The sequence below is a fragment of the Roseivivax sp. genome (assembly GCF_054552075.1).
This window is the reverse complement of record NZ_JBTOLZ010000005.1, coordinates 149,129-165,244: the sequence shown is the minus strand read 5'-3', so window position 1 is coordinate 165,244 and position 16,116 is coordinate 149,129. Positions and strand designations below refer to the sequence as shown.

The 16,116-nt window shown below is 69.1% G+C and carries 16 protein-coding genes; 2 read left to right on the top strand and 14 right to left on the bottom strand.

The window, feature by feature from the left end; genetic code table 11:
* Positions 1-82: 82 nt before the first annotated feature.
* The 13 genes from dxs to ACX938_RS05890 all read right to left on the bottom strand — a co-directional run bounded on the left by dxs (position 83) and on the right by ACX938_RS05890 (position 13,096).
* Positions 83-2,002, bottom strand: coding sequence for a 1-deoxy-D-xylulose-5-phosphate synthase (dxs, locus tag ACX938_RS05950; protein WP_459430348.1), 1,920 nt, complete (start codon positions 2,000-2,002; stop codon positions 83-85).
* 185 nt (positions 2,003-2,187) lie between these two features.
* The gene (gene pufC, locus ACX938_RS05945; protein WP_459430347.1) at positions 2,188-3,309 is read right to left on the bottom strand and encodes a photosynthetic reaction center cytochrome PufC; all 1,122 of its coding nucleotides are present in this window, start codon (positions 3,307-3,309) and stop codon (positions 2,188-2,190) included.
* Between the two features lies 1 nt (position 3,310).
* The gene (pufM, locus tag ACX938_RS05940; RefSeq protein ID WP_459430406.1) at positions 3,311-4,300 is read right to left on the bottom strand and encodes a photosynthetic reaction center subunit M; all 990 of its coding nucleotides are present in this window, start codon (positions 4,298-4,300) and stop codon (positions 3,311-3,313) included.
* Between the two features lie 21 nt (positions 4,301-4,321).
* Positions 4,322-5,152, bottom strand: a complete 831-nt coding sequence (pufL, locus tag ACX938_RS05935) for a photosynthetic reaction center subunit L (protein ID WP_232754473.1) — start codon at positions 5,150-5,152, stop codon at positions 4,322-4,324.
* A gap of 166 nt (positions 5,153-5,318) precedes the next feature.
* Positions 5,319-5,480, bottom strand: a complete 162-nt coding sequence (gene pufA / locus ACX938_RS05930; RefSeq protein ID WP_093009160.1) for a light-harvesting antenna LH1, alpha subunit — start codon at positions 5,478-5,480, stop codon at positions 5,319-5,321.
* Between the two features lie 13 nt (positions 5,481-5,493).
* A complete protein-coding gene (gene pufB / locus ACX938_RS05925) occupies positions 5,494-5,643 on the bottom strand; it encodes a light-harvesting antenna LH1, beta subunit (RefSeq protein ID WP_072778079.1) in 150 nt (49 codons plus the stop codon).
* Positions 5,644-5,761: 118 nt separating this feature from the next.
* Positions 5,762-5,977: a cytochrome PufQ gene (pufQ, locus tag ACX938_RS05920; RefSeq protein ID WP_232754474.1), complete on the bottom strand. Its 216-nt coding sequence runs from the start codon at positions 5,975-5,977 to the stop codon at positions 5,762-5,764.
* Positions 5,974-7,443, bottom strand: a complete 1,470-nt coding sequence (gene bchZ, locus ACX938_RS05915; protein WP_232754476.1) for a chlorophyllide a reductase subunit Z — start codon at positions 7,441-7,443, stop codon at positions 5,974-5,976. The genes pufQ and bchZ overlap by 4 nt, the downstream gene beginning before the upstream one ends.
* Positions 7,443-8,954, bottom strand: coding sequence for a chlorophyllide a reductase subunit Y (gene bchY, locus ACX938_RS05910; protein ID WP_459430346.1), 1,512 nt, complete (start codon positions 8,952-8,954; stop codon positions 7,443-7,445). Before bchY ends, bchZ begins: the two co-directional genes overlap by 1 nt.
* Before the next feature lie 66 nt (positions 8,955-9,020).
* Positions 9,021-10,022 carry a chlorophyllide a reductase iron protein subunit X gene (locus ACX938_RS05905; protein WP_459430345.1) on the bottom strand — a complete coding sequence of 334 codons (1,002 nt, stop codon included), beginning with the start codon at positions 10,020-10,022 and terminating at the stop codon, positions 9,021-9,023.
* Positions 10,019-10,960: a chlorophyll synthesis pathway protein BchC gene (gene bchC / locus ACX938_RS05900; RefSeq protein ID WP_459430344.1), complete on the bottom strand. Its 942-nt coding sequence runs from the start codon at positions 10,958-10,960 to the stop codon at positions 10,019-10,021. Before bchC ends, ACX938_RS05905 begins: the two co-directional genes overlap by 4 nt.
* A gap of 137 nt (positions 10,961-11,097) precedes the next feature.
* Positions 11,098-12,222 (bottom strand): methyltransferase, encoded by a 1,125-nt coding sequence (locus ACX938_RS05895; protein WP_459430343.1) that lies wholly within the window; start codon positions 12,220-12,222, stop codon positions 11,098-11,100.
* A gap of 4 nt (positions 12,223-12,226) precedes the next feature.
* Positions 12,227-13,096 carry a polyprenyl synthetase family protein gene (locus tag ACX938_RS05890; protein WP_459430342.1) on the bottom strand — a complete coding sequence of 290 codons (870 nt, stop codon included), beginning with the start codon at positions 13,094-13,096 and terminating at the stop codon, positions 12,227-12,229.
* Between the two features lie 86 nt (positions 13,097-13,182).
* On the opposite strand from ACX938_RS05890, the gene crtD reads away from it, so the two are divergent.
* Positions 13,183-14,727, top strand: coding sequence for a 1-hydroxycarotenoid 3,4-desaturase CrtD (gene crtD, locus ACX938_RS05885; protein WP_459430341.1), 1,545 nt, complete (start codon positions 13,183-13,185; stop codon positions 14,725-14,727).
* Positions 14,724-15,608 carry a carotenoid 1,2-hydratase gene (gene crtC, locus ACX938_RS05880; RefSeq protein WP_459430405.1) on the top strand — a complete coding sequence of 295 codons (885 nt, stop codon included), beginning with the start codon at positions 14,724-14,726 and terminating at the stop codon, positions 15,606-15,608. The genes crtD and crtC overlap by 4 nt, the downstream gene beginning before the upstream one ends.
* A 22-nt stretch (positions 15,609-15,630) precedes the next feature.
* Here crtC and tspO read toward each other — a convergent pair whose 3' ends face one another.
* Positions 15,631-16,113 carry a tryptophan-rich sensory protein TspO gene (gene tspO / locus ACX938_RS05875; RefSeq protein ID WP_459430340.1) on the bottom strand — a complete coding sequence of 161 codons (483 nt, stop codon included), beginning with the start codon at positions 16,111-16,113 and terminating at the stop codon, positions 15,631-15,633.
* Positions 16,114-16,116: the final 3 nt, after the last annotated feature.

Below are 16,116 nucleotides of genomic sequence, written 5' to 3'. Positions count from 1 at the left end.
CGGCCTCGATGGCCGGCACGCCCCCGCAACCCGCCCGCCGCAGGCGCATATGCGGCTCTGACAGGGCGCAATCGACCCGAATTCACGCCCGCAGCGGCACCACCTTGGCATCCCGGCCGAGCGCGCTGAGCGCCACCGCCGCGATGTCGCGCGCCGTCAGCCCCGCATCGGCGTACATTTCCGCCGGGCTTGCCTGGTCGATGAAGCGGTCAGGCAGATGCAGGTTGCGCACCGCGAGCCCGCGGTCGAGCGCGCCCGAGGCCGCGAGCCCCTGCAGGACCCGGGCGCCGAAGCCGCCCTCGGCGCCCTGCTCCACGGTCAGAAGCGCGCCGTGGTGGCGGGCAAGCTGGCCCACCAGCGCCATGTCCAGGGGCTTGGCGAACCGGGCGTCGGCGACGGTGGCGCTGATCCCTTCCTCGGCCAGAAGCGCCGCGGCGGCCTGGACCTCCGCGAGATGCGCACCGAAGGACAGGAAGGCCACGTCGCTGCCCTCGGAAATCACCCGCCCGCGGCCGATCTCCAGTGCTTGGGGGCTCTCGGGCAGGGCCACGCCGGTGCCGGCACCGCGCGGGTAGCGGAAGGCGATGGGCCCGGCCTCGTGTTGCCGGGCGGTCTCGACCATATGCACCAGTTCCGCCTCGTCGGCGGCGGCCATGACGGTGAAGCCCGGCAGGGTGGACAGATAGCCCACGTCGAAGGCGCCCGCATGGGTCGCCCCGTCGGCGCCCACCAGCCCCGCGCGGTCGATGGCGAAGCGCACCGGCAGCCCCTGCAGGGCCACGTCATGCACCACCTGGTCGTAGGCGCGCTGCAGGAAGGTCGAATAGATCGCGGCGAAGGGCTTCAGCCCCTCGGCGGCCATGGCGGCACAGAAGGTCACCGCGTGCTGTTCGGCGATGCCCACATCGAAGACCCGGCCCGGAAAGCGCTCGGCCATGATGTTGACCCCGGTGCCCGAGGGCATCGCCGCGGTCACCGCCACCACGTCGGGGTCGCGGGCGGCGGCCTCGGTCAGGGCCGTGCCGAAGACCTTGGTGTAGGCCGGCGGCCCGCCCGAAGATTTGGCCTGAACCCCTGTGTCAGGGTCGAATTTGGACACGCCATGCCCGCAATCGGCGGCTTTCTCCGCCGGGGCGTAGCCTTTGCCCTTCACGGTGCAACAATGGATCAGCACCGGCCCCGTGGCCCGCGCCCGGGCCGAGCGCAGGACCGTCAGAAGCTGGCCCATGTCGTGCCCGTCGATCGGCCCGAGGTAGTCGAAGCCCAGCGCCTCGAACAGGGCGCCGCTCTGGCCGCCCTGCCCGGTCACCAGCTCGCGCGCCCGGCGGGCGCCTTCGCGCATCGGGCCGGGCAGCGCCGATTCCATGCCCTCGGCCAGGCATTTCATGCGGTGCAGCGGGTTGCTGGGATATTGCGACGAGAGATAGGCCGACATCGCGCCCACCGGCGGGGCGATCGACATCTCGTTGTCGTTCAGGATCACGAAGAGCCGCCGCCCCTCGGCCCCGGCGTTGTTCATCGCCTCATAGGCCATGCCCGCCGAGATCGCGCCGTCGCCGATCACCGCGATGGCATCGCCCGTAGGCTTGCCCATGTCGCGCGCCACGGTGAAGCCCAGCGCCGCCGAGATCGAGGTCGAACTATGCGCCGCACCGAAGGGGTCGTAGGCGCTTTCCGCGCGCTTGGTGAAGCCTGAGAGCCCGTCCTTCTGGCGCAGGCTGCGGATGCGGTCGCGCCGCCCGGTCAGCACCTTGTGCGGATAACACTGGTGGCCAACGTCGAAGACCAGCTTGTCCACCGGCGTGTTGAAGACCGCGTGGATCGCCAGGGTCAGTTCCACCACGCCCAGCGAGGAGCCGAGATGGCCGCCGGTCTCGGAGACCGCCGAGATCACCTCGGCGCGCAGCTCGTCGGCCAGCCGCCTGAGCGTGCCCGCCTCCATGTCGCGCAGCGCCTCGGGGCCGCTCAGCTGGTCGAGTAGGGGTGTCGTCGGACGGGTCATGTCATGTCCTCCCGCTAAATTGGCGCCGCACCGTCAAAACCTTCGGTCTCGCGCGGCGCGGCGCCGGTTCCTGTAGCCAACAGGAAGGGAACCGGGGGGAACCCCCGATATCCGGACGCCAGGGAAAGTGGGCGCCCGGACCCCGTGGCGTCGCCCGGCCGGGTCGCCCCGGCCGGCCGCGCGTGTCACTCGCTGTCGTAGACGTAATCACCCGAAGTCGTGGCGAGCTCGGGCCAGTCCGCGATCACGTTCATGCCTTGCAGGGGCTGCTGGTAGCCCTTGTGGCAGGTCTTGCAGGCCGCCTTCGGCGCGTCGCCGTGCAGCGGGCCCAGCCGGTTTTCCGGGTAGGTCTCCTCGAGCGGGACCAGGTAGTCCTGGTTCATCTCGAGCACCATCTGGATGCCGAGGCTCTCGGTCGCCCATTGCGGCGTCACCTGTGCGCCGTCGTTGAAGGCGCGCGAGTTGTGACAGAAGACGCAGTTCACCCCCAGCGAGTTGGAGACGTAGTTCATCAGCGAATAGGTCCGCTCGGCGTCCTGCCAGCTGCGCACGCCCTCTTCCTCGGGGCCCTCGTCGACGTGGGATTCGTAGTTGTGCACGCCGATCATCTCGCCATCGAGCAGGTATTTCTCCAGCGCGTCCGAAGGCAGCGAGGTGAACTGGCTGACCGGCGTCACGCGGTTCTGCACCGCGCCCCAGCCCTCCATGGTGTCGCCCAGCGGCGTGAGCTTGAACCAGATCTCCGAAGGCACGTTCTGGCCGCGGTGGCAGGTGTAGCAGTTGACCCCCACCTCTTCGTTGGCGTTGACGTGACCGGCCCAGAACTCGTTGATATTCTGGGTCATCTGGATCATCCGCCGCGACACCACCTTGGTATAGAGGTCGTCGTCGGCGTAATTGCCCTCGTTGGCATTGGCGTGGCAGTAGGCGCAGCCCTGCTCCGGCGCGACCCATTGGGTCATCGCGTTCATCAGGCGGGTGAAATTGGCGTCGGTGACGCCGCCCAGCACCTGCACGTTCTCGTAGAGATCGCCCGCGAGCGCATCCTCCGAGGCCGGCGGGATCGGCTCCTGGCTGAAATAGGCCTCGATCGTGGGATCGGGGCTTTCCACCTCCGAGACGAACTCGGGCACCGACATGCCGGTGCCGCGGGGGCCCGTCTGCAGGGACTTGGTCGCCGCCGGCTGGCCGACGGTCACCAGGACCGCCGCCACCGCCACCGCCACGCCCACCGTGCCGACCAGGATCGCCGGACCGTAGATGTCGGTCGGGTTATCCTTGTTCCAGTTCTTGAACCACCCAAGCATCTCATTCACCTCCGCCGATGAAGGACTGATAGGTCTGGTCATAGGCCTGGTAGCCGTAGCTGCCGTCATAGGCCGGGGCGAAGTGATGTTCCTGCGCCCAGATGAACCAGTTGTCGACGACGGTGCCGGTCAGAAGGATGCCGATGCCGCCGGTGATCGGGGTCAGCACCGCGAACCACCAGGCCCAGCGATGGATGCCTTCCATCGTGGCGTTGAAGCCCATCGTCCAGCGCCAGAACAGCGCCGCCCGTTCGGTTGCCGTGCCCCGGTCGACGATCTGCTCGAGCTCGCGGTCGCCGCCGTAGCGGGTCACCGCCAGGATCGTGCCTCCGTGCATGGCAAACAGCAGCACCGAGCCATAGAGGAAGACGATCGAGAGACAGTGGAACGGGTTGTAGTAGAGGTTCCCGTAGCGGATCGAGAAGGCCGTGGTCCAATCGAGGTGCGGGAAGATCCCGTAGGGCACCGCTTCGGACCAGGATCCCATTAGGATCGGCCGGAACAGGCCCAAGACCAGGAACAGCCAGATCGCCGAGCCGAAGGCCCAGAAGACGTGCTTGCCCATCTCCTGCTCCTTGGCGAGAAGCCAGGAGCGCGCCCACCAGGACATCACCGAGACGAGCAGGAAGAAGCTCGCGATGATGTACCAGCCACCGTCATAGAGCGGCGGGATGGTCAGCCCGTATTGCGGGCTCGGCGGTTCCAGCGCCAGCCAGAAGCCCTGCCGGATGAACTCGGGGATCGACCAGTCGACCTGGGCGAGCATGTTGAGCCCGATGATGTTCAGCGCCAGGATCCCGGTGAAAAGCGACACCAGCCCCGTCCAGCCCAGGTAGATCGGGCCGATCTGGGCGTTACCCAGGAAGCCCGCCAGGGTCGAGAAGAAGGGCTTGCCGGCGCGCTCCTCCATCATCTTGCCGTTGTCGTTCATCCCCCATTCCGGGGTGCCTTGCACCTGGACCTGGGTAAAGATGTTCTGATTTTCGATCATTGTCATGGCTGCGATCTCCCCTCAGAGCTGGCCCCAGATCGGCAGCTCGAGCCACCAGTTCCACCATTCCGGCCAGCCCTTGGTCCAAACCGGGCCGGAGATGATGATGCAGATCGCGGACCAGAAGCCCGCGTTGATGGCGAGCAGGAAGCCCAGGCGGTGAATGCCGAGCGTGCCCACCGAATATCCGATGAAGTCGCGGAAGAAGGTGTCCTCGTGGTCGGGCGTCTTCATGATCTCGCCCTTCTCGGGGTTCGCCGCCGAAAGGATCAGCCCGCCGTGAAGCGCCAGCGCCAGCGTGGTGGTGAAGAACAGCGTCACCGCCAGCATGTGGGCCGGGTTGTAGTGGAAATGCAGGTAGGCGTAGCCGGTGTTCGAGACCCAATCGAGGTGGCTGAAGATCCCGTAGGGAAAGCCGTGTCCCCAGGCGCCCATCAGGAGCGGCCGGAAGACCACCAGGGTCACATAAGCGAAGATCGCGAAGGAGAAGGCGAAGGGCACGTGGTAGCCGATGCCGAGCTTGCGGCAGATCTCGACCTCGCGCAGCGCCCAGGACGAGAAAGCCCCGATCGCGCAGATGGTGATGATCTGCCAGAGCCCGCCTTCCATCAGCGGTGCGGCGCCCAGACCGTAGGACAGATCCGGCGGCGCGATATTGATGAGCCAGGGGTTGAAGGTGCCCTGGTGCGCGGCGCCCCAGAGGATCAGGATCGTCCCCAGAAGCGCGAAGAAGGCGGTCGTGACGCCGAAGAAGCCCACGTAGAAAGGGCCCACCCAGAAGTCGAACAGATCGCCGCCGATCAGCGTCCCTCCACGGACGCGATACTTCTTTTCGAAGCTGAGCATTGCCATCGTCTTGGTCTCCGCTAATGGCGGCACCCACCGCTTCGCCGGGGCGTATGCCGTCGATACCGTATCGGGATTGCCGTGGGCGGGCGTCCGGGTCTCCGGTTCCCGCCCACGGCCTTGTCATGGTCACCTGTCAGCAGGCCCGCCAGCCGGCGAACCCGGGGTGGCGTCACTCGGAAGCGCCAGCCGCGGCCGCAGTTTCGAACCAGTTGATGCCGTTCGAGAGAACGACGAGATGGATCATCGCTGCGAGCAGGAAGAGGAAGACACCCTGGGCCACGAAGACGCGGCGGGGGTCAAAGATGAGCCAGATCTTGTAGAACTTCGCCATGCTTCAGCCCTCCTCAGAACCACGGACGCCAGATGAAGGTGGCCAAGTGAGCCACCACTGCGACCGCCGAGAACAGCCAGAGGCCGCTCATGTAGACGGAGTGCAGTTCCTGCGCCTGCTCGTCGGTGAGACCTGTGAAGGACAGGTCGGTGTTATCAGCCATTAACTTTCCTCCGGAACGTTACGCTGACGCCGTGACACCCTCACGGCCGGGTTCCCTTGGGGTTGCCCCCTCGGGCCTGTCCGCCCCGAGCGAGGCGGTCAGTGACGTCTCCCGGCCGTCAGGCCGAGAAGATGAGCGGGGTGATCCGGTCGGCTTCCGCCCAGGCCCGGGCCAGCGGCCCGTGCAGGTTGAGCGTCTGCTTCTGGAACACCTCGAGCAGCCAGAAGACCGTGGCGAAGGGGATCGCCAAGACGAAGATCAGGCTGAAATAGAGAAGAAACTCCGTCCCGCGCTTCGAGCGCGCCTTGGGCGGGGTCGAGCTTATGTCGGTCATCGGTCCGTTCCTTTCAGTGAGGGTTCGAGGGCGCGGACCGTCTCGCGGACGACCCGGTCGGCCCCCTGGCGGAGCGCTTCGGCCTCTGCGGCGTCGCGCAACGTCTTGGCGGCGGAAATGCGGGTGAGCACCGGATGGCTGGCGACGATCCGGTCAAGCTCGGCCTGGGCGTCGGGGTCCCAGGGGAAATCGCGGCGGAGCGGCGTCGGCGTCGCCTCGCCCGCATCCATGGCCGCGCCAAGCGGCAGGATGTGGAAGAGCGCGTCGAAGAGCCCGTTGCAGATCTCCTGCAGAAGATACGCCGCGCCGCCGTAGCCCATGAAGGGCGTGCCGGTGTGCCGCCGGATCGCCGCGCCGGGAAAGCTCGCCGGGATGAAGGCCGGCTGCGGCCCGTGCCCGGCGGAGAGTTCGGCGAGATACATCTTCTCGTTGATCGAGCCCATGACCACCACCGGCCGCTGGCGCGCCAGTTCCGCGCGCACCGCGTCGTTGTCGGTCTTGGCCCCGGCCTTGCGCTCGACCGCGAGGGCGCAGGGCAGGCCCAGCTCGTCCTCGAGGTAGCGGCGGATGCCGCGGGTATAGGTCTCGTTGGCGACCACGGCGAAATTCGCGGTGGCGAAGAAATCCTGCGTGACCGAGCGCCAGAGGTCCCAGACCGGCTTCAGCGTGGAATGTTTCTCGCGCTCGATGAAGGGCTCGGGGTCGAGGTCCAGGATTTCGCCCAGTTTGCGCAGGAACAGGGTCGAGGACTCCATCCCGATCGGCGCCTGCAGGTAGGGTTTGCCCAGGCATTCCGCGAGGCCGCGGCCGAACTCGCGATACATGACGATATTGGCGTCGGCATTCACCAGGCCCCGCATCTCGGCGAGATGCGCGCCCAGCGGCATGACCATGTTCACCTCGGCGCCGATGCCCTCGACCATGCGGCGGATCTCGGCGAGGTCCGAGGGCATGTTGAAGGTGCCATACATCGGCCCGAGGATGTTGACCCGGGGCTTGGCGCCCTCCTCGCGGGCCTTCTCGGGCGGCATCCGGCCCTTGGTCATGCCGAACTCGGTGAAAAGCCAGGTCATCGCCCGGTCGGCGGCCTGCCATTGGTCCTCGTCGATGGTGCGCGGCAGGAACCGCTGGATCGAGGTGCCCTGCGGCGTCACCCCGCCGCCGATCATCTCGGCGATGGAGCCGGTGACGACCACCGCCGGCAGCGCCGGATCGAGCGTCTCCCAGGCACGGCGCATGGCGCCTTCGGTGCCGTCGCGGCCCAGTTCCTCTTCGCCGAGGCCGGTGACCACGATGGGCAGTTCATGCGGCGGCAGCGCGTCGGTGTAATGCAGCACGCTGGTCACGGGCAGGTTCTCGCAGCCCACCGGGCCGTCGATGACCACCTGCAATCCCTTGACCGCGCAGAAGGCATAGACCGCCCCCCAGTAGCCCCCGGCCCGGTCGTGATCCTGGATCAAGGCCATCAGATCATCTCCTGGGCCGCGCGGGCGCGGGCGGCCTTGTCGAGTTTCTTCTGGTGCTGGCGGCGGAAGTCGGGCCGCAGGTTCGGCGCGCCTTCCCAGACGCCCGCGGTGTCATCCGCGCCGACGCCTTCGAAGAAGGCGCGCATCCGGTCCATCCGGCCCTTGCCGGCCATGGCGGCATTGACCACCTCGGCGAGCGATCCGGCCCCGGCCGCGCCCATCAGCGGACGCGCGGAGATGAGATTGGTGTAATAGAGCCCCGGCACGCCCAGCTCCTTCGCCTTCTGCACCACCGGGGTGGTGCCGATGGCGAGGTCGGGCTGGAACTCCTGCATCGCGGCCACGTCATCCTCGAGCGAGGCGCGGTAGCGCACCCGGCAGCCGCGCGCCTCGAGCCAGGCGGCGTCCTCGGCGGAAAAGCGGGTCTTCGGGCAGGCGGTGCCGACGTAAGGAAGATCCGCGCCGCTTTCGATCAGCAGGCGGGCGACCAGCAGCTCGCTGCCCTCGTAGCCCGAGAGCGTGATCCGGCCCGCGATCGGCGCCGCGGCCAGGGCCTCGGCGATGCGCGGCAGGGCGGCCTCCTTGGCCTCGGCAATGCGCGCGGGGTCGATGCCGAAGCTCTCGCCCACGGCCTCGAGCCAGGCGGCGGTGCCCTCGTATCCGACCGGCGCGGAGCCGATCACCGGGCGGCCCGCGGCCTCGAACTCGCGCACGGCGGCGGTGTAGAAGGGATGGATCGCCGCGACGCCGCCGCAATCGAGCGCGGAATAAAGCTCGCGCCATTCGCGGCAGGGCACCACGGGGCCGGCGGCGATGCCCAAGGGCGCCAGAAGCGCCCCGATGGTCATCGGGTCGGCGGGGAACATCTCGCCCAGAAGGGTCAGCGTCGGCCGGTCGGTCACCCGCGCCTCGGGCGCCGGAACCGGCCCGGCGGCCACTTCCTCGCGGGCATAGGCCAGCATCGCTCCGGCCAGCACGTCCTTGGCCTCGGCGTGGGTCGGGATGCCGAAGCCCGGCACGTCGATGCCGACGATGCGCACGCCGTTGATCTCTTTCGGCAGGAGCCGGAGCGGCACGCCCGAGGCGGTGGGCACGCAGAGGTTGGTGACCACGATGGCATCGAACTTGTCCGGGTCGGCCATCTCGTGGACCGAGTCGCGGATGTCCTCGAAGAGCTTGCCGGTCACCAGCGTCTCCGAGGAGAAGGGCACATAGCCGACCGAGCGCCGCGCGCCGTAGAAATGCGACACGAAGGTCAGCCCGTAGACACAGCAGGCCGAGCCCGAAAGCACCGTGGCCACCCGCTTCATCCGCAACCCGACGCGCAGGCTGCCGAAGGCCGGGCACATGCTTTGCGGCTTGTCGTGCGGGCCCTTGGGGTAGTCCTCGGCGTAGCGGTCGAGCACTTCGGAGGCGCCCGCTTCGCGCGCGGCGCGCTCCAGCTCGTCGCCGGAATGGCAGCCCTGTCCCTCGATCGGTCGGTCGTCTGTGTCAGGTGTCGTCCGGGTCACGATGGTCCCTGTGTCTGGCTCGGGTCACTCTGGACGGGTGGGGGGAATGCCCCCGCGCCGCCCGGTTCAGGCGTCGTCGTAGATCACTTCGAGGCTTTCCTTCGGCGCGGCGTGTTTGCCGCGCATGTCGGCGTCGGTCGCCGGTTCCAGCACCACGTCGGCGCCGGTCTCGCTGCCGTCGAAGAGCCCCAGGAGCCCGTCCTGGTCGAGCGGCGTCGGCCGCACCGGCGGCGCGTCCGAGACCGCCTCGGCGAGCCCGGCGAAGAGCGAGCCCCAATGCGAGGCCGAGGTGCCGACGATCTGGTAATTGGCGGATTTCTTGCGCAGGTCGTCGTCCTGCGGGATCGCGGCCAGGACCGGGATGCCGGCGGCCTCGGCGAAGGCCTGCGCCTCGCCCGAGCCGTCGTCCTTGTTCACCACCAGGCCCGCGACGCCGACATTGCCGCCGAGCTTGCGGAAATATTCCACCGCCGAGCAGACGTTGTTGGCGACATAAAGCGACTGCAGGTCGTTGGAGCCGACCAGGATCACCTTCTGCGCCATGTCCCGCGCGATCGGCAGGCCGAAGCCGCCGCAGACCACGTCGCCCAGGAAATCCAGAAGCACGTAGTCGAAGTCCCAGTCGTGGAAGCCCAGCTTCTCCAGAAGCTCGAAGCCATGGATGATGCCGCGCCCGCCGCAGCCGCGGCCCACTTCCGGCCCGCCCAGCTCCATCGCGAAGACGCCGCCCGACTTGAAGCAGACATCGCCGATCGAAACCTCTTCGCCGGCGAGCTTCTTCTTGGTCGAGGTCTCGATGATCGTCGGGCAGGCCTTGCCGCCGAAGAGCAGTGAGGTGGTGTCCGACTTCGGGTCGCAGCCGATCAGCAGCACGCGCTTGCCCTGTTCGGCCATCATGTGGCTGAGGTTGGCCAGCGTGAACGACTTGCCGATGCCGCCCTTGCCGTAGATCGCGATGATCTGCGTCTTGCTTGTCGGCTCGTCGGTGACGATGTCGGCCAGATCCTCGCTGGCCTCGTCGCGCAGGCGCTTGTCGAAGTCCTTGAGGTTCGGAACGTCATCCTTCATGCGGCGTCCTTCCAGTCGATGATCATTTTCAGGCAGGCCGGGTCGGTGAAGGCGGTCTCATAGGCCGCGGTCACGTCGCGCCGGGAACTGCGGTGGGTGACGAGACCGTCGAGCGACAGCGCCCCGGTCTCGATCAGACCGCGGGTCGCGGTGAGGTCGTCATGGCTCCATTCGGCGGCCACGCGCAGGCGGGCCTCCTTCATGAAGGCGGGCGGGAAGGCGAAGCTCAGCGGCTGGGCGTAGAAACCCGCCAGCACGATCTCTCCGCCCCGGGCGAGCCGCCCGATCAGGTCGTTCAGAAGCGCGCCCTGGCCGGAGGCGTCGTAGATGCTGGCGTAGTCGCGGCGCGGGTCGTCCTCGGGGCGCATCACGGCGTAGTCGGTGCCGCCCGCCATGCGTTCGGGCGCGATTTCCCAGACCGTGGGGGCCGCGCCGCCGGCGGCGATGGTCAGCCGCGCCAGGAGCCGGCCAAGAACGCCGTGGCCCACGATCAGCTCGGGCAGGGTGGCGGTATAGCCCGCCAGCGCGTGGCGCGCGGTGGCCGCCAGCGCCAGAAGCGCGCCGGCCTCGCCGCTGCCGGCATCGATCCGGGTCACGCGGTCGGCGCGGGTGACCAGCGTCTCCGCCGCCCCGCCGAAGAGCCCATGCGCGCCCTCGAAACAAGCGGCGCCGGGCACGAAGACATGATCGCCGGGCTTGTAGCCGCTGTCGCGGCCCGCCTCGACGACCTCGCCCGCGGCCTCGTAGCCGGGGACCAGCGGGTAGCCCATGCCCGGGAAGGGCGGCATCTCGCCGGTGTAGAACAGCTTTTCGGTGCCGGTGGAAATGCCCGAACGGGCGATGGCGACGGTGATGTCCTGGGGGCCGGGCGCCGTCAGCGGCAGCGACGCAAGGGCCAGCTGTCCTGGGCTTTCTAGCACGACCGCATCGGCAAACATGTCGCGTCCTCCCGGTTACCTCCGAACGGGGACTTCGCAACCAAGGCCCCGCGTCCGTCTGTCAGACGACTCTGACTGGGTGTCTGTCAGAGTAGACATACATTCATATGTGTCAACTGTAATAGACAGTTTCCCCGTCAGACCCCGGTTTTCACGGCTGTGACGACCTGGGTGACGAAGGGTCTGCGGGCCCGGGGCATGCGAATCCGGGAAAAGCCGGTGTCGGAGAGAATCGCCCCGATCTCTTCCGGGGCGCGGACCCGGCCGGTGCGCATGGCGAGCGTGTAGAAAGCGAAATAGACATCGCCATGCGGATCGGGCCGCGCGCCGCCCGACATCGGCTCCGAGATGATCAGTCGCCCGCCGGGCGGCAGCGCCTCGAAGACCTTGGCCAGAAGCGCGCGCACCGTCGCCGTCTCGTGGTCGTAGAGCACCCGGACAAGCGAGATCGCGTCGCAGCCCGCCGGCAGCGGGTCGTCGCGGAAGGAGCCGCCCGCGAAGGTCAGCCCGGGGCTTTCGGGCGCGCTGGCGACCACTTCGGGCAGGTCGAAGACCGTCACCGGAAGGCCGGGATGCCGGGCCCGGACCGCGCGGGCAAAGCCGCCGTGGCCGCCGCCGATGTCGAGAAGGTGCCGCACCCCGCGCAGGGAGGTCGCGGCCAGCGTGTCCTCGGCGACCAGCGCCTGGCTGCCGCTCATCAGGTCGGAATATTGCCGGACCACGGCCTCCTGCCCGCCGGCGCCGCCGAAGACATAAGGCCAGACCTCGGCCAGCTCGGTCTCGGTCTCGCCGCGCAGAAGCGCCACGGGGTCCGCCATGTCGCGGTAGAAAGCGCCGTGGTGGCGAATCATCGCCTCGAGCCCCGGCACTCCCAGAAGCGCGGCACCCCGCAGCGAGATCCGGTAGCGCCCGTCGCGCATGCGGATCAGCAGCTCCAGCGCCGCCCCGGCCTGCAAGAGGAGCGCCACGCGGTCCTCGGGCAGATCGAGCGGGGCGGTCAGCGCCTCGGCGGAGACCGGCGCCTCGAGCGCGCGGTGCAAAACCCGCAGCTCGATCAGCGCCAGAAGCGTCTGGCTCGCGACAAAGCCCTGAACCAGGTCGAATATCTCGGCGCCCTCGCGGCGCACATGGGGGCGGATGAAAGGCAGCCGCGCCGCCCAGCGCTGAAACCCGGGCTGCGCCACGAGCCGCGCCATACGTGTCAGGATGCCGGGCCGGGCGCCCCTGCCGCGCGGGCCCGGCTCCTCGGCGGCGAGGCTCATCGGGTCAGACCCGGACGGGCGTCAGGCCGGGGGTCAGCCGCTCCGCCTGCTTGCGCACCATGCCCGCCAGCGCCGCTTCTCCGGGGCAGGACGGAATCGAGGCGATGGCCCCCGACAATATGTCGGTCAGCCGTGCCACGGCGCCCTCGACGCCCAGTTCCTGCACCGCGTTCGGGCGGTCGTGCAGCACGTCCTGCTGCACCGGCTTGCCCAGGCTGTCGGCGCTGCCGAGCGTGTCGCGCAGGTCGTCGGCGACCTGGAACGCCTCGCCGATGCGGGCGCCCAGCTCGAACCAGGGTTCGGGCTCCTGCCCGGCGGCGATGGCGCCCATCTGGGTCGCCGCGATGAAGAGCGCGCCGGTCTTCGACAGGTGATAGGCGGAGAGGTCGATCTGCGCCTCGCTCTCCCAGCCCTGGCCGGCGCAGATGCCATGCGGCATGCCGGTCCGGCGGGCCAGCGTCAGCAAGAGCGGCGCCAGACGCTCGGGCGCCTCGGGCGCCATGCGGGCCAGCGTCTCGAAGGCCATGATGATCAGCGAATCCCCGGTCAGCACGGCGATCGGCTGGGAATAGGCGCGGTGCACCGAGGGCTTGCCCCGGCGCGTGTCGGCATCGTCGAAACAGGGCAGATCATCGTGCACCAGGCTGGCGCAATGGATCAGCTCCAGCGCGGCGGCGGCGGCATCGGTGGCCCCGGGCCGGTCGTCGCCGCAGGCCATGGCCACGGAGACCAGGATCGTCGGCCGGATGCGCGCGCCGCCGGGCGTGCAGGCGTAAAGCAATGCCTCGGAAAGCTGCCGGGGCGCGGCCTGGCCGCCCTGCCCCGCGGTGATCGCGCGCCGGATCGCGGTGTCGATGCGCTGGTGGATATCCATGCGGTCCTCCCGATCCGTCGATCACGATTGACACTATAGTGTAAACCACACTGGACAGGTTGCCCCCGCGAGTCAACAATCAGACCATGTCCGCCGCAGCTCCCCATCTGGCCAGCCCCGGCGCCGGGACGATCGTGGTGATCGGCGGCGGCATCGGCGGGCTTGCCGCGGCGCTGCCGCTCGCCGCCGCCGGATGCCCGGTCGTGCTGCTGGAGCGGCAGGCGGTTCCGGGCGGCAAGATGCGCCAGGTCGCGGGCGTCGACGCGGGGCCGACGGTGCTGACCCTGCGCTGGGTCTTCGAGGCGCTTTTCGCCAGCGCCGGCGCGGCGCTCGAGGACCATGTGACACTGCACCGCCAGGAGATCCTCGCCCGGCACTTCTGGCGCGACGGCGCGCGGCTCGACCTGCACGCCGATCCCGAGGAGAGCGCCGAGGCGGTGCGCGCTTTCGCCGGCGCCAAGGGCGAGGCCGAATTCCGCGCCTTCTCGGCCCGCGCCAAGCGGCTGTTCGAAGCCTTCCGCGAGCCGATGATGCTGACCGCCGAGCCGGACCCGCTGGCGCTGACCCGCGCGGTTCTGGCCGAGCCGCGGCTGATCCCCGACCTCATGCCCTGGCGCAGCCTCGACGGGCTCTTGCGGCAAAGCTTCTCCGACCCCCGGCTGCGCCAGCTCTTCGGGCGCTACGCCACCTATGTCGGCGGCGATCCCGCGCGCATCCCCGCGCTTTACGCGCTGATCTGGGAGGCCGAGGCCGCCGGGGTCTGGGCGGTGGAGGGCGGGCTCTCCGCGCTGGCCCGCGCGCTGGCCGATCTTTTTGTCGCGCGCGGCGGCGAGATCCGCCACGAGACCGAGGCGGTGGAGATCCTGGGCTATTCCGACGGCGTGCGCGGCGTGCGGACCTGCCGCGACGAGGTGATCTCGGCCGATCATATCCTTTTCAACGGCGACCCAAGGGCGCTCTCGACCGGGCGGCTCGGCCCGCTGGCGGCGCGCGCCCTGCCCCGGATCGCCGCGAAACCCAGGTCGCTCTCGGCCCATGTCTGGGCCTTTCAGGCCGAGGCCCATGGCCCCGAGCTGTCCCATCACAACGTGTTTTTCCGCGACGATCCCGCGCCCGAGTTCAAGGCGCTGGCCCAGGGCCAAAGCGCGCCCGACCCCACCTTGTATGTATGTGCCGAGGACCGGGGCTTGCCCGGCGGAAGCCCCGGCCCGGAACGGTTCGAGATCATCCTGAACGCGTCACCCCTCGCGCGGACAGCATCAACCGACGAGGATTTTGACAGATGTCTGACCCGGACCTTCGCCCCCCTGCGGGACTTCGGCCTACGTTTCGACCCGGAACCGGGGCCGCGCGCCCTGACCAGCCCGGCCATGTTCGATCAGCTCTTTCCCGCGAGCGCCGGTTCGCTCTACGGGCAGAGCCCGCATGGCCTCCTGTCGGCCTTGACCCGCCCGCGCGCGCGCACGCGACTGAAGGGACTATATCTCTGCGGGGGCGGGGTGCATCCGGGCCCGGGGGTGCCGATGGCGGCGCTTTCCGGGAGGCACGCGGCCGCGGCGATCTTGATGGACCGTGTTTCGCCGTCGCCGTCCCGCCGAACGGCTATGCCTGGTGGTATATCGACGGCATAAGCGCCTCGGGCGACCGGGCGATCTCGATCATCGCCTTCATCGGTTCGGTCTTCTCGCCCTGGTACCGCTGGTCCGGGCGGCGCGATCCGGAAAACCACGTCTGCATGAATGTCGCGACCTACGGGCGCGGCGGGCGGTTCACCATGACCGACCGGGGCCGCGCGGCGCTGCGCCAGGAGGACCAGCGGATCACCATCGGCCCCTCCTCGCTCAGCTGGAACGGCAAGACGCTCGTCGCCGAGATCGACGAGATGGCCGCCCCGCCGCAGTTCGGCCGGGTGCGCGGGCTGATCCGGCTGACGCCCAGCGCGATCACCTCCTGCGAGCTGCCGCTGACGCCGGACGGCGCGCATATCTGGCGGCCCTTCGCGCCGGTGGCCCGGATCGAGGTCGATATGGAGGCCCCCGGCTGGCAATGGGACGGCCACGGCTATTTCGACGCCAACTTCGGGACCCGCGCGCTCGAGGAGGATTTCAGCTACTGGACCTGGGGCCGCTATCCGACCCGCTCCGGGGCCACCTGTTTCTACGACGCCACCCGGCACGACGGGACCGAGATCACCCAGGCCGCGCATTTCGACCGCGCGGGCCAGGTGCATCCCATCGAGGCGCCGCCGCGCGCCCGGGTCGCGCCCTCGCGCTGGCGGGTCAAACGCGAGACCCGCGGCGATGCCGGGGCCCGGCCGCATCAGGTGATGAGCCTTCTGGACGCGCCTTTCTACAGCCGGGCGATGCTGCGCACCTCGCTGGACGGGGAACCCGCCGTGGGCGTGCACGAGGCGCTGGATCTCAGGCGCTTCGCAAGCCCCTGGCTGAAGCCGATGATCGCGCTTCGGGTGCCGAGACGGCGGCGCTGGGAGTTCGACGACCCCGAGGACTGAAAGGCCCCCGGGCGCTGTTCACTCAGCGCGGCGCCTCGGGCGGGTTCGCGGCGGTCTCGGGGTTCAGCCGCCAGACCGCGCCGTTGAGCGCCCCCGCGATTGTCACCCAGAGAAGGTAGGGCAGGAACAGCAGCGCCGCGATCCAGTCGACCGGCCAGAAGACGACGATGGAGCCCGCGACCGACAGCCAGAGAAGCGTCAGCACCAGCATGCCCGCGCGGATGTATTTCAGCCCGAAGAACACCGGCGTCCAAAGCGCGTTGAGCGCGATCTGCAGCGCCCAGAAGGCCATGGCAAACCCGTTGTCGGGCGCCAGCGCCAGCCGCGCGCCGGCGATGGCCATGAAGACGTAAAGCGTCGTCCAGACCACCGGGAAGGCCCAGTCGGGCGGGGTCCAGCCGGGCTTTTTCAGCGCGCGATACCAGGGCCCCGGCGGAAAGACCGCGCCGGTGGTGCCAGCGGCCAGGCAGGCCGCGAGGAACAGCAGGAAGAGCATCCAGAACATCGA